We start from the raw sequence: 12,303 nt of genomic DNA, 5'->3' as shown, positions 1-12,303 counted from the left end.
CCATGGAGGCTCTCTTTATTCAGGCGGAAGCCGGCGGACCATCCTGGCAGGTCTGGCCTGAACAGGACGCAATCCCGCCTGGCATTATCCAAGAAACCCGTTCCTATCTTTTCGAGCTGCGTGACAGTGATAACACCCTGGACGCCGACCTTCTGATTGATGACATACCAGCGGAAGCGCTGCGATCACGTCAACCACGTGTAGCCAGGTGGCGCTGGACTCCTGGATTTCATGCAGGGACAGTGGAGGCTGTACTCCGTATTCCGGCTGTGTCATCCCGTCGTTTTGAGATCATAACTGATCCCGATCTTCGCAAGCTCACACGAACCAGTTTCGACAGAATGGTGCGTGAACTGCTGGAGGATACTTTTGCATTGTTCTCACTGAGCGCGTTCCGCAAGAGCATTGCGCGTCAGTCCGGCAGCCGGCCACCAGCACTTGCACGGCTTGAATTTCTCAGATCAAGAGCGAATGAAATCACCGAAACTGTGGCTGCAATCGATCGGTCACCACGACATTTTCTGCGCGCCGAGGAAGTTACGGTGCTGGCCCACAAAGCTACCAGGGCCACAGGACCGGAAATAATTAAATCTTTTCGTTCCGGACATATTCTTTCCGAAACATCAAGTCCATCCCGGTTGCCTGTGGCATTGTGTGGAAGATTGCCGGCAAAAATTTCGCTCCGGAAGCGACGCAACAGCGTTGACATCCCAGAGCATCGCCAGATCAAGGCATGCCTTCGGTCCTGGGCTGCATGGCTGATGAACGTTGCTGATATATTAGATCGTACAGCAGTGGCTGACGATCCTGAGAACAGAACCACTGCCGCAACATGGGCTGTTCGAACGCGCCATATCGCACGGAAGATCAGTAATGCCTCAGCATCACCGTTTTTGAAAGATGTAGGAGAGGGGCCGGCAACATTGAGGATGTCATCGCTTTTCCGGCGTGATCCTGCCTATCAACGTTTCTACCGTCTATGGCAGGACATGAATCTTGGACTGGCCGCTCTCTTTGGTGATTTTCTGCAAATGCCCCTTGCGCGAACTTATGAATTATATGAGTTATGGTGTTTCCTGCGTCTGGTGAGGGCCGCAGCAGAAGAGTATGGGCCAGAAGATATTGATGTCAGCAATCTGTTTATCAGCGATGATACAGGTAGTGTAACGATAGCCGCAGGAGCCGTGATGGTCCCGGTTGGCGGCGGTAATATGTTGTGCTTCCAGAAGAAATATCGGGAATACTGGATCGAGCCAGGCAATCTGGGATCATTCAGCAGGACAATGGTACCTGATATTGTTTTCACCCGGCCGGCCACAGACATTACAGGAGCGCGGCTCATTGTACTGGATGCAAAATACCGGATAAATCAGGGGCTCAACGATGCCCTGAATTCAATACACACATATCGCGATGCTCTGGTACAGGAGGCCGAAAGCGGCCGTACTGAAGGCATTGTTACGGCGGCATATCTTCTGACTCCGTATATCCCTGAGCTTGGAGCTGACTTTCAGTCCACACAACTGCCTGGACGGCTTTTCCATCCACAGTATCGTGAGAAATTCCGCTTTGGTGCCGTAACATTACGCCCCGGAATGAGCCTGGATGACCTGAGGGTATGTCTGAAAACAATCGTAGCCGACGCAGTTGTCTAGGAAAAGCGTATGGCAGATGTCCTTACCCCAGAACAACGGCATCTTAACATGAGTCGTATCCGGGGCAGGGATACTGCCCCGGAACTGCTTGTGCGACGCGGTTTGCATGCAAAAGGGTTGAGGTTCCGCCTGCATGACAGGAAACTACCCGGTCGACCAGATCTTGTGCTGGCTTGTCATCGAACTGTGGTTTTTGTCCATGGCTGCTTCTGGCACGCACATGGATGCAGCCTGTCGAAGATACCGGCAACGAGGCCGGAGTTCTGGCAGAAAAAACTGGAAACAAACCGTGCGCGCGATCATAGGGCAATAGAAGCTCTGCAAACCGATGGGTGGCGAGTACTTATAATATGGGAATGTGCACTACGTGGCCAACGACGGTTGGAAGAGTCAGATATTTTTGAGCGCGCTGCCAGCTATATCAGGAACGGGCAATTCAGTCTGTTAGAAATAGGTGTAAACGGATCGGACTGAGTTACCAGTCCTATAAAATACATTATAGGACGTTAGAAGGGGCGCCGAGGAAGCAGGAGAGGCGTTGAATTTTTTCACCGGGACAATACCAGTTCCGTTAATTGCACTAACAAGTGTGACTTCGCATAACAATGATTATGTTAAATTATTGCAATTTCTAGGCATTTCCTATAATAAAAACGATAGCTTAGTTAGGATTTGGTTTCACGTCTTGCCGAGCCATTGCTTCGACAACTATAAAGGGGTCACGTTTTCGGCTTGCGGACCTTTGGGCCTCGAAGTCACTTCCATGGCCGCGCGCTGGCCTTCCTTCAGGCTTTTCCGACCGCTGCCGTGAATCACACCAAAGAGTGCAAAGTCATCTCTACCGCGATTTGTTCAATGAAACCAAAGCCTTTGTCATCCTAGAAAGAGTTGGACGCTCATTTTGATCAAAAATTGGAATAATTTACACGCCGGTTAACACCGTTGGCGGTTTTAATCGGAATGTGTGGCTGGTTTGCGCCAGAACGGCGGGGTTTCCGCAGACTTCGATGATCGGCTTAGGGTTAAACATGAGAGGCAATAGCATTCATCGCCTCATGGATATACAATGTGCTATGTATATCTTTTAATGAGTCGAGAGAGGCACATGCAAGTCGCAAAATGGGGTAATAGTTTAGCTATTCGTTTGCCCGCCACGGTGGTAGAAGCGTTAGAGTTAAAGGAAGGCGATGACATTGAAGTACATATCGCTGGCGAACGGGTGTTTGAACTAGAGAAAAAACCTTCGGCAAAGACGTTGTTAGCCAAATTGCATCAATTTCGTGGGCGCCTACCCGCTGATTTTAAGTTTGACCGCCTGGAAGCGAATGAAAACCGCTAAGCCGTTTCTCGATACCAACGTCTTGCTGTATTTACTGTCTGAGGACAATCAAAAAGCAGACCGCGCCGAAGAGATTATCGCCTTCGGCGGCATAATCAATGTGCAGGTGCTGAATGAATTTGCGTCGGTAGCGTCGCGCAAGCTGAAGATGACGTTTGTCGAAATCCGCGAAACCTTGTCGATTATCCGAAGTATCTGTGAAACTCAAGCTTTGAGCGTCAGCATCCACGAACAAGGTTTGGCGATTGCCGAACAATTTGGTTTTTCGTTATATGACAGCATGATTGTCAGCGCGGCGCTGGACGCCGGGTGCTCAATATTGTATTCGGAAGACATGCAACATGGTCAAGCTATTGGCTCGTTAGTCATTAACAATCCGTTTTTATCTTCTCTTCCTAACTAAAGAGCTTTCGCAGCCTCCCCCAAAGGAAGATGATTCGGTGGGTTCCTAGACCGACGCTTCAGCCGCAAGCGAAGTTTCTGTAAAAGCTACCAGCTCCGAATGACGCGTTTTTCGGGCCGTTGGTCTGTCGTGGTCCAGTCGATATTTACTGTTATCTTTTCAACTGTGCAAATACGTCTGTCGATCACCTGCCACTTTGCTGTCGACTTTGACTTGAGCCATTTCCTAACGCACAAATCAACACCGTTGTCGATTCCGTCGCCCGAAAATGCTTGTAATCGTAAAATCGGATATTCGCGTTTTCACTCAGCAAGAGTGAGCAGTCGGGAATATTCCGGCCACCTGTTCTACTCGAAATCCGGGTTTTGAACTCCTCCAATTCCGATGTCCCGTAGACTTTCGCAATACTCGGATGTAGCGGGTTCAAATAATAATGAGCTTCGATCTGTTGGCTATTTAGAAACTCCACCAGCGATTTAAACTCGTCGAATCGCGTCATTATCCAAGGCGAAACAGACTTGGGTCCCCTACCCTGCTCGAATTGTCTGTTGACGAATTTAGTTTCGTTTCTCTGTATTTCCGTCTCGTACCGGACCAACTGATACCGGCCGGTATGGTCTATATCGTATCTAACGGAAATGGCGTGGTTTAAGGCGTCGAACAGATACCCTATTCCATCGCCAAGGCTGGGTTCGAACAGGTAATTCAAATAGAATTTCCAGCGCGATTCGCCGGTCACGACCGGATGCAATCGATTGGCTGGGCCGTCGTTTACCGGGTCGGAAAAGGCGAACGGCTCCAATCCGTAGACGATGTGCTTAAGCGGCAGTCCTTGCGCGATCAGCGCTTTTAACGTGGCTAGGATCTCACCCGGCCGCCCCGCCAAGAATGCCAGGTTGTAACACCGGCCTTGAGGGAAATACTGCGCCAAGAGCCGTGGGTCGAGCAAGCCCATCACCGATGACCCGACCAGAAGGCAATCAATCGGCTGCTCCGGATCCGGCGCCGATATCTGATTCAACAGATGGCTCACTTTGCGGTAACGCTCGTTGGTCGCCGGGGATGTGTAAGGTTCGCCGATGCCTTGGTCGACATCGAACACTTGGTAGGGATTCACCAGCCAATTCCACACCGGCATCGCCCCGCCAATCAACACGCTCACGGCCAAAGCGGCACACCAGAAATGGCCGAAATTAGAACGACCAGTAGATGAAGCTTTCATGAGCTGCCGATAGCCAGGTGCCGGCGAAGAATAAACCGGCAAAAGTCGCGAGTGCCTTCAGATCCGGGGTGAAAGTGTCGAGTTGCGCTTGTGCATTGCGGTAGCGTAGACAAATCGCCAGTAGGAAGCCGATGGCGAGCAGGTCCAGGCCGTTGACCAGCCCCGATATCGGAACCGTCTCGGACCCGAACCAGCCGGCGAACATGACCGGCACCAATATCCCGTTGAGTCCCAACATCGCCTGCCAGATGTCTAGTGCCTGGTCAATACTCGCCGCCCGGAATAGCACCCAGGCGAAAAACACTCCAAGCAAGGTCAAGGTTTTGGCCAGATAACCCGGCATCGTATAACCGGTCCTGGTCCATAGCCGATAAAGCGCGATCATGGCGCCGTGCATTGCTCCCCAGGCGACGAAGGTCCAGGCGGCACCGTGCCATAAGCCGCCTAGTAGCATCGTGATGGTCGCGGCCCACAATCCACGATAAAAGCCTAGCCTGTTACCGCCTAACGTGATGTACAGATAGTCGCGCAGAAACCGCGAGAGCGTGATATGCCAGCGCTTCCAGAAGTCGGCGATCGTACCGGCTTGATACGGCGAAGCGAAGTTTTGCGGGAGCACGAGTCCGAACATCAATCCGACGCCAATGGCCATGTCGCAGTAGCCCGAGAAGTCGAAGTAGATTTGCAAGCCATACCCCACGGCCGCTACCCAGGCCTCGCACACGGTGAGCTGATCGCTGAGTCCAAACAAGGGATCCACCACGGCCGCCAGGCGATCGGCGATCACGGTCTTTTTGGACAGTCCGGCCGCAAACAGGAACAAGCCTTTGGTCATGCGTTCCGGATCGAAGCGGATGCCTTGCCGGAGCTGCGGCATGATGTCGGAATAATGCAGGATCGGGCCGGCAATCAGATGCGGAAAAAACGAAATGGAAAACGCAAAACGGCCAAGATCGAAATCGTCGACCCGGCCTTTGGCACAATCGACTAAATAGGCAATCGCCTGAAAGGTGAAAAACGAGATTCCGAGCGGCAGGATCACCTGCAGCAATGGCCATTGGCTACCGGTCAGCGCGTTGCTGGTCTCGATCAGAAAATCGGCGTATTTGAAGTAGGCCAGAAGCCCCAGGTTGTACACAACGCCCAAGACTAACCTGATTTTGGAGTGAGTGACGGCAATCCGTTTGCCCCAATAGAAATTCAGTAAGGCGTTGACGACCAAGAGCAAGGCGTACTCGGCGCTCCATGCTGCATAGAACAGCACCGAGCAGCCGACGATGAACCATTGTGCGATCTCTCCGTAGTGTCGCGACATGAGCCACCACCACAACAGCACGGTCGCCGGCAGAAACAGGTACATGAATTCAGGGGCAGTAAACAGCATGCCGACGTCTCCTCTGTTATTCCGTACCGTCCGACGCAGACTTGGCCATTGCCGCCAGTGCGGCTAGCATGTCGGGGTGATGCTCCAATGTGCTGGCGGTGGGGTCCACGACCTTGTTTGTCGGATCCAGCAACACGGTCATTCCCATGACGACGCGGAACAAGGACGCGCTGCGTGCCACGCGAATCAGGTATTCGCACACACGCCGGCAATTCTCACTGTCATCAACAGAAAAGGGTTCGGTGTCGTCTTCATCGCCTTGCGGCTTGGCGATTTTCTCGGGCATGGTGGCGCCGTATCGGCTACTGATGGCCTCCAACGCGTACACCAGTTCAAGGGCCATATCGAGGTCTGCCGGATTCGCTTTCGCCATCTTCATCTTGCATCCTCGGCGTGTCTAAATTCCCAAGGGGCAATAGGATTTGGATCTTGCCATAACCCGAGGTGACTAGCTTGAGCGGTGCGCTCGGCTTGAAGAAATACCGGATCATTGCTGTATTGCCGATACACCCAGGCCAAGCCCTTGGCTACTTGTGCCAAGTTAACGTCCTGACCGCCCACGTCGACGTGGCCAATAAGGCGGCCGTAGCGGTCTTGCTGGGTATATTCGACCGTAACTCGGCGGCGGTAGGTGGTGTCGGATAGTCCGTGTTTGGCGGCCTGACCATAGGCTTGACTGAGTTCAGGCGCATCGATCTTGGCCAAGCGCACTTTTAAGGTCTGCCGGTCGTCGGTGAGCAAGGTCAGCGTGTCGCCGTCGTGCACGCCTATTACGACACCAACCAGTCTCTGTGCCTGAGCGGTACCTGCTAGAAGAAACAGACTTAACAGGACTACTAAGCGGCCGGTCTGTCCGGATGGATTCATACAGGTTCTCCTGGTTATACCCGTTTCTGGGTGTGAGCAAAATAGACGTTCATCGCAAAGGCGATGCCGACACAGGCCATCGGCATCGCCTGCGGCGGGATCGGAAATGGGAAGGTCAAGCCGAGCAGCAGCAAGTAGATAATGCCGATGACGGTGTAGAAGCTATACCGGTGCGCCAACGGGCTGGAATAATCGAAGTTGGATTGCTTGATTTTGCGTTGCACCAAGCCGTCCACCGCACTGGGTATGGCGACGGCGATTAAAAACGGCCACCAGGACAACAGTAAGAAAAAACGCCGCAACGATTGGTAAAACGTCCCGAATAGCACGTCCAATTTGCTTTGGACCAGGGGGAAATAATCGGTCTGCCCGAAATGTTCAAACCCAACCGATTTCTCGCGCTCGGCAACGGTGGGGATGAAAAAATGGTACACGTTACGTTGAATCCCGGTTTCCACCAGCATGGAGTTGAATACCGCATTGGCTTCATCCCGAATCCGCCGATCGTTGTCAGCGCCCAGATATTCGATGATCATCCGGTCTTCGGCATCTTGCATATTGGTTAACCATTGGTCAGACACCAATACCGCAATCAAAAATACTTCGGCCGCCCACAAGATCAAGGTGACAATGAGGCTCTTGGTCATAATTACGCCGCTGCTCGCTGGATCAAGGCGACAACCCTGGGGTTGGTCACCAAGGCCTCAATCGATACGTCCATTGCATACCTGTGGAGCAAAAAGCGCTGAATCGATTCGACCGTCCGGAGCAGACGATATGCATCGTCCGTATGATGCTGCCTGGATGCCTGCGCGTAAGCGATCAGTACCTGAGACATTAGTTGCGTGATCACGTCCTCCAACTGATCTGCCTTATGGTGATGATCGGTCATGATCTTGATCGCCGCTTGGAGAATGTCGATCGCAACCGGCCAATCCAATTCCAGTATTTGCAAATCTCGATTCTCGGTTGGGTTTAATTTGCGCCATCGATTCAGCATGATTTCTTCCGCGGTTTGTTTTGGTTTACGCATTTTTTTGCGAGGCATGGGTTTTTTCCTTGTCCAGGTCAGAGATCAGTATTGGCAGACGGCCCTTGACGATGCGGCCGCCAGACAATTTGGCGATGTAATGTAGATCAGGCAATTGGCCTAATAACTGCGGGGCGAATAAGTCGCCCTCTTCCTCCATTAATCGCTCGCCGATATTTCCGGAAAATACCGCTGGATTCGCTGAATGGGTAGAAACTCCCTGAGTTCTCATGATGTACTTCAATCGGGTTTTGGGCAGGTTGTCGGTGATATAGGTCTGGGTCTCGGCGTCCATCACCCGGAGCGCGATCAAGTTGTTGAGGTTGGCCAGTATTTGTCTGGCCTTGGCTTCGGAACCCAGTCGGGCCGAAAAGTCCGCAAAGGTTTGGGTGGCAATAAACAACCGGAATTGGGCGCCGCGGCCTTTATTCAAGAGCTGGATGCACGGGTCGTTAATCACTTCGGCCGCTTCGTCGACAAAAATATTGACCGGCCGGTTATCGACGCCGTGGTTGTACCGGTCGCCGGCGACAGCCGCCAGATCGGCCAACAGAATGGAGCCTATAGCACTGCCGACCATGCTGTCCGATAAGGAATCCAGACCGATGTATGCGACTTTAGCGCCTTTAATGATTTCGGCCGCGTCGGTAATTGCCCGTGTATCGTTCGAGTCGCTTTGGTCCGGCGACAACAATGCGCCCAAGCTGCCGGAGGTCAGCATATTCATCAGCGGCAATAAGGAGGCGATCATTTTGCTGAAATGCGTGCGGTCGTGTTCGAACATGGAAATCAGCCCCTCCAGGTCGGTGTTCTGCCGTTCCTGCTGGACTCGCTCCCGGTAAAATTTGACCAGCAACTGCGCAGTTTTGTCGTTCAGATCCATTCTTTTCATTCCGATACTACTGCGCCAATCGAATTGGAGCACCTTGTCGAAATATCGCACCAAGGCCTTAATCACCAACGGCACCGGACCGCCTTCCAGGTAAGTCCGTAACTTCACCAGGGACGGTTGTTCTTCGGCCGCAAACAGGCCTTGGACGATGTTATCCAAGGCTTTTTGCCCAAAGGCCTTGAACGGATCCGAACCGGATTCACCAGGACTGACCGCGGCAATTCGGCTGGCCAACTCGGACGAGCGGTTGAAATTCTTTAACGGATCGATACGGACGCTTTCGTCCGGAAAAGCCGGGTGGAAATAGACAAACCGGTCCGGGTTCCGCGAAAGTCGGCACGCGCGTTCGGCGCACCATTTCAGATCTTTGTCGCCTTTGGGATCGATGATAATCACGGCTTCGTTGCGCAGCACCGCCTGTGTCACCAAGATGTCGAACAAGCGGGTCTTTCCGGCACCAGTGGTACCAACGATCAAGGTGTGGCCGGCACTGTGCGAGATCGCTTGCCGAATGTAATCCTCGGTTAACCCTAGCCCATGGATCCATGTCGCCCCCATCCGATCATGATTGACCGGGATTAACCCGGTTAAATCGCGCTTTTGGATGTCGTAAGCCAATTGGGCGTGCTTTTGGTTCCACTCGAATCCCCAGCCCAACCACCATTGATCCGGGTGGCGCCGAACAATACCGGCCAGACTGGCGACATTGAACCGCTGAAATTTGAAGTAATTCAGCCGGTGTTTTCGATACCACACCCCGGCCGATGCCGGCACGCGCTTGACCGCCATGAAGACGCACACCACCATAAGACCTGTAAAAGGCTCGCTCGGTAATCCCGAAAACCGATACATCAAATACGCCACAAGACCAAACGCGATCCAGACCACAATGGCCGTAATTTCGTAATTGGGCCGCCAGGGTAATTGATAGTCGTATTCGTCTTTCATTACTTTTTAACGATGAATTTTTTATTGGTGCTATCGATCGAAATATCCGGTCGGTCGAAGGCATATCGCAATAACTGTTTAATTTCGAATAACTGCCGTTCCTCGATATATGCTCTCAGTAACACCATATCGACGATCAAGCTATCATCCGTTTGATCGACTGCAAGCGGCAGTTCGAATGCTTTAATCGCTTTTATGAGTTGCTCAATCTCATGGGTCGCATTGCGTTGCGCTGTATGCGCTCCCTGGGATTGTCCGTGACTTGGTGTTGGGCGGCTGGCATCCGGAGCGGTGACAGCGAGTTGAGGTGGTGCTGGGGGAGCAGACGGCGTTTCGGCGTTTTGGATCAATACCGTTAGGTATCGGCTGGTTTCTTTGTTCAGCAATACGCCCTTGACGCCGCCCAGTTCGGTAACCTTGACCATGGGTTTGCGCGGATCGACTTCGATCATGCCGGCACCGTCTATTGTCGTGATGATATTGATGGGCTTTTGGTCCAATGCCGCTGCGATATTGAGATGCAACATCAAGACCCGACCATTCGGTTGAATTTGAAAATATTCCGCGGATATCGCGTCAAGACTTTGCATCAACAAGGCGCCGGCCGCGTGTTTTGAGGCCAACCACTGTCTGGCGGCTTGGGTTTCCGCGGGATTATTGGCCTTGCTATTGTCCTCTGCGTTCGGGGCAGGACTAGCCGCACTCGGTTGGGAATGATTTGTTGGCGCCGAGGGCGGCGTTGCTGGTTGAGCCTTTATCGATGTCTCTATTTCCACGACGCCTCCAGACGGTATATCCGGTTCAGATTCCGCGTTCGCCCGATCCGCGTCGGTTGAATTCGCGCTATCGTGATTTGTTGGGGTTACGGCCGCTTCACCATCCTGTGCTACCGCATCGGATTGACCGTCGGTCTCGGTCTCGATGTGAATCACATGTCCGTCGACGATCAAAGGCAGTGCGTCGGTATACACGTTCATCGGATCCGCCAACTTGAGCACCCTAAGCGGCCGGTCCATGCTGCCAGGCTTTATGGTCCAGTAGCGCCTGACGGTTTGCGGATTCAAGCGGTATGGGACTGCAAGCTTGCGATCGATCAGAATATCGGCTAGCGTATCCGGGTGTCTTGGTATTCCAGGAATGTTGCTTTTTGTGATCAAGCGGCTAATATCATCGGCCGCTTCATTCCACACGATAAAGGTGCCTTCTTTTATTCTCCAAACCACCGCCCCTTTGGCATTATCGGTCCACGCTCCGTTTTTAATCTGTTGCCGCATGGCGTCTAATATGAACCATTCAATCGGTGCGCCTATCGAGGGGTCAATGGGTATGCAGTTATTTTTAAGGTCTTTCTCTACGCTGAGGTAGTCGGCATCCATTACCAGTGAGTACATCTTTGAGTAGTGTGAGGTGCCGGCAATTGTGAGCAGCATTTCTTTGTAGATAGCCGGCCCGTATTCATTTAAATACTCCTGAACTTCGGGTGTGATGACCTTATTGATTAAAGTCGGTGAAACAATTTCATGGTCGCCATTCCGGTTGACTCGCCAACTCAGATAATACCGTTGGATTTTGCGCTTCCTCGCCCAGGTTTCAATATCGTCCCCCACTATATTGCAGGTATGAGCGCCATCCTCGGATTTAATTTCAACGTCGGTGACCGGCTTGCCTAAATCATGCAACATACCGGCAATGAATATCGCCAATCGCCAGCGTGGCGTCAGTTGTTTTCGTCTACCTGGGTTTTCATCCATGCCGTACAGCACGCCATGGGATTTATAAACAGCTTCAAAACCGACCTCTAGGCCATGACGGAATAACCCGCCGGCGCCGCGGTGGTGATGCTTTTCCGACGCAGGTAACAAATGCACAAATCGCGCGTAATTGAATATTAAGGGGTATACCCGCCCTTGATATTCCTGGTCGGTGACACCTAAATAGTGTTTGATTTTTTTAATTAATTCGTCTTGAGACTCTAGGATTTTAATTGCGGGGATGGCCGGAAGCCCTTTGGCGAATGGTGGATATCGAGGTACCTCTTCATCAGGTTCAGTAATCCGCAATATCGTATTGAGCAATTTCGCTAACATCGCCGATAAACCCGTTTATTTCTTCAAGCTTTTTGGATTGCATGACGCTTTCAGTCTGGCCGGCATGGTGGTGGTGCGAATAATCTCGTGATCGCGATCAGTCATGTCCAGCTTATGCCGGCAGTATTTCCGCCAAGCTCTTTCGATCTCGTCTGCGCTCGGCTGAGTACCGGATTGGGCTGAGGCCGCGTCCGCTTGGGCCAATGGCAGCGTTACGAATCCACTCGCATCTGCCACCGTGCCGGCTGGGGCATGCGGTTTACGGGTGACCACATGCTCCACCGACGATTGTCGTACCGCCGCCCCGCCAGTCTCGGAGGCAAAAGCGTCCATTCCAAGCTGCCAGTCGTGGCGAGGTCCGGCGCCGGCAATCGATGTGATGACTTGCTGCGAAGTGGCCGGATCGATCGGCGCCTGGGCGCAACCGGCCATGAAAGGTAAAAGTAAGATTATGGATGTCCGCATTGGCCTGTCCT

At 52.5% G+C, this 12,303-nt stretch carries 13 protein-coding genes and 1 pseudogene; 4 read left to right on the top strand and 10 right to left on the bottom strand.

Annotation, left to right across the window (positions count from 1 at the left end):
• Positions 1-2 precede the first annotated feature (2 nt).
• Both ACH518_RS00820 and ACH518_RS00815 read left to right on the top strand, forming a co-directional pair.
• Positions 3-1,655: a DUF2357 domain-containing protein gene (locus tag ACH518_RS00820; RefSeq protein ID WP_445370013.1), complete on the top strand. Its 1,653-nt coding sequence runs from the start codon at positions 3-5 to the stop codon at positions 1,653-1,655.
• Positions 1,656-1,664: 9 nt separating this feature from the next.
• The gene (locus ACH518_RS00815; protein ID WP_371928886.1) at positions 1,665-2,129 is read left to right on the top strand and encodes a very short patch repair endonuclease; all 465 of its coding nucleotides are present in this window, start codon (positions 1,665-1,667) and stop codon (positions 2,127-2,129) included.
• A 234-nt stretch (positions 2,130-2,363) separates the two neighbouring features.
• Here the strand turns inward: ACH518_RS00815 and ACH518_RS00810 are convergent.
• Positions 2,364-2,512, bottom strand: a pseudogene (locus ACH518_RS00810) (cold shock domain-containing protein).
• 248 nt (positions 2,513-2,760) lie between these two features.
• Here ACH518_RS00810 and ACH518_RS00805 point away from each other — a divergent pair.
• Positions 2,761-2,994, top strand: coding sequence for an AbrB/MazE/SpoVT family DNA-binding domain-containing protein (locus ACH518_RS00805; RefSeq protein ID WP_064023836.1), 234 nt, complete (start codon positions 2,761-2,763; stop codon positions 2,992-2,994).
• Complete coding sequence (locus ACH518_RS00800) at positions 2,981-3,397, top strand: PIN domain-containing protein (RefSeq protein ID WP_445370012.1); 417 nt, start codon at positions 2,981-2,983, stop codon at positions 3,395-3,397. Before ACH518_RS00805 ends, ACH518_RS00800 begins: the two co-directional genes overlap by 14 nt.
• A gap of 184 nt (positions 3,398-3,581) precedes the next feature.
• Here the strand turns inward: ACH518_RS00800 and ACH518_RS00795 are convergent, their stop codons facing one another.
• Genes ACH518_RS00795 through ACH518_RS00755 form a run of 9 tightly spaced genes read right to left on the bottom strand, consistent with a single transcriptional unit; the run spans position 3,582 to position 12,292 of the window.
• On the bottom strand, positions 3,582-4,619 hold the full coding sequence (locus ACH518_RS00795) for a hypothetical protein (protein WP_445370011.1): 1,038 nt from the start codon (positions 4,617-4,619) through the stop codon (positions 3,582-3,584).
• Positions 4,591-6,003, bottom strand: coding sequence for an MBOAT family O-acyltransferase (locus tag ACH518_RS00790; RefSeq protein ID WP_445370010.1), 1,413 nt, complete (start codon positions 6,001-6,003; stop codon positions 4,591-4,593). The genes ACH518_RS00795 and ACH518_RS00790 overlap by 29 nt, the downstream gene beginning before the upstream one ends.
• Before the next feature lie 16 nt (positions 6,004-6,019).
• Positions 6,020-6,382 (bottom strand): hypothetical protein, encoded by a 363-nt coding sequence (locus tag ACH518_RS00785; protein ID WP_445370009.1) that lies wholly within the window; start codon positions 6,380-6,382, stop codon positions 6,020-6,022.
• Positions 6,379-6,870: a thermonuclease family protein gene (locus ACH518_RS00780; protein WP_445370008.1), complete on the bottom strand. Its 492-nt coding sequence runs from the start codon at positions 6,868-6,870 to the stop codon at positions 6,379-6,381. Before ACH518_RS00780 ends, ACH518_RS00785 begins: the two co-directional genes overlap by 4 nt.
• Before the next feature lie 14 nt (positions 6,871-6,884).
• Positions 6,885-7,517, bottom strand: a complete 633-nt coding sequence (locus ACH518_RS00775) for a DUF4400 domain-containing protein (RefSeq protein WP_445370007.1) — start codon at positions 7,515-7,517, stop codon at positions 6,885-6,887.
• 2 nt (positions 7,518-7,519) lie between these two features.
• The gene (locus ACH518_RS00770; RefSeq protein WP_445370006.1) at positions 7,520-7,918 is read right to left on the bottom strand and encodes a hypothetical protein; all 399 of its coding nucleotides are present in this window, start codon (positions 7,916-7,918) and stop codon (positions 7,520-7,522) included.
• Positions 7,896-9,740, bottom strand: coding sequence for a conjugative transfer system coupling protein TraD (gene traD, locus ACH518_RS00765; protein WP_445370005.1), 1,845 nt, complete (start codon positions 9,738-9,740; stop codon positions 7,896-7,898). The genes ACH518_RS00770 and traD overlap by 23 nt, the downstream gene beginning before the upstream one ends.
• Entirely contained in the window at positions 9,740-11,827 is a 2,088-nt protein-coding gene (gene mobH, locus ACH518_RS00760) for a MobH family relaxase (RefSeq protein WP_445370004.1), read from the bottom strand. The genes traD and mobH overlap by 1 nt, the downstream gene beginning before the upstream one ends.
• Before the next feature lie 15 nt (positions 11,828-11,842).
• A complete protein-coding gene (locus ACH518_RS00755; protein WP_445370003.1) occupies positions 11,843-12,292 on the bottom strand; it encodes a hypothetical protein in 450 nt (149 codons plus the stop codon).
• Positions 12,293-12,303: the final 11 nt, after the last annotated feature.

Source organism: Methylomonas sp. HW2-6, assembly GCF_052474525.1.
The sequence above is the reverse complement of the archived record's forward strand: the minus strand, read 5'-3'. Positions and strand labels throughout refer to the sequence as shown.

Coding starts and splice junctions, on each gene's coding strand:
- ACH518_RS00755 (WP_445370003.1), bottom strand. CDS start 12,292: ATGCGGACATCCATAATCTTACTTTTACCTTTCATGGCCGGTTGCGCC.
- ACH518_RS00785 (WP_445370009.1), bottom strand. CDS start 6,382: ATGAAGATGGCGAAAGCGAATCCGGCAGACCTCGATATGGCCCTTGAA.
- ACH518_RS00795 (WP_445370011.1), bottom strand. CDS start 4,619: ATGAAAGCTTCATCTACTGGTCGTTCTAATTTCGGCCATTTCTGGTGT.
- ACH518_RS00800 (WP_445370012.1), top strand. CDS start 2,981: ATGAAAACCGCTAAGCCGTTTCTCGATACCAACGTCTTGCTGTATTTA.
- ACH518_RS00770 (WP_445370006.1), bottom strand. CDS start 7,918: ATGCCTCGCAAAAAAATGCGTAAACCAAAACAAACCGCGGAAGAAATC.
- ACH518_RS00780 (WP_445370008.1), bottom strand. CDS start 6,870: ATGAATCCATCCGGACAGACCGGCCGCTTAGTAGTCCTGTTAAGTCTG.
- ACH518_RS00820 (WP_445370013.1), top strand. CDS start 3: ATGGAGGCTCTCTTTATTCAGGCGGAAGCCGGCGGACCATCCTGGCAG.
- ACH518_RS00790 (WP_445370010.1), bottom strand. CDS start 6,003: ATGCTGTTTACTGCCCCTGAATTCATGTACCTGTTTCTGCCGGCGACC.
- mobH (WP_445370004.1), bottom strand. CDS start 11,827: ATGTTAGCGAAATTGCTCAATACGATATTGCGGATTACTGAACCTGAT.
- ACH518_RS00805 (WP_064023836.1), top strand. CDS start 2,761: ATGCAAGTCGCAAAATGGGGTAATAGTTTAGCTATTCGTTTGCCCGCC.
- ACH518_RS00815 (WP_371928886.1), top strand. CDS start 1,665: ATGGCAGATGTCCTTACCCCAGAACAACGGCATCTTAACATGAGTCGT.
- traD (WP_445370005.1), bottom strand. CDS start 9,740: ATGAAAGACGAATACGACTATCAATTACCCTGGCGGCCCAATTACGAA.
- ACH518_RS00775 (WP_445370007.1), bottom strand. CDS start 7,517: ATGACCAAGAGCCTCATTGTCACCTTGATCTTGTGGGCGGCCGAAGTA.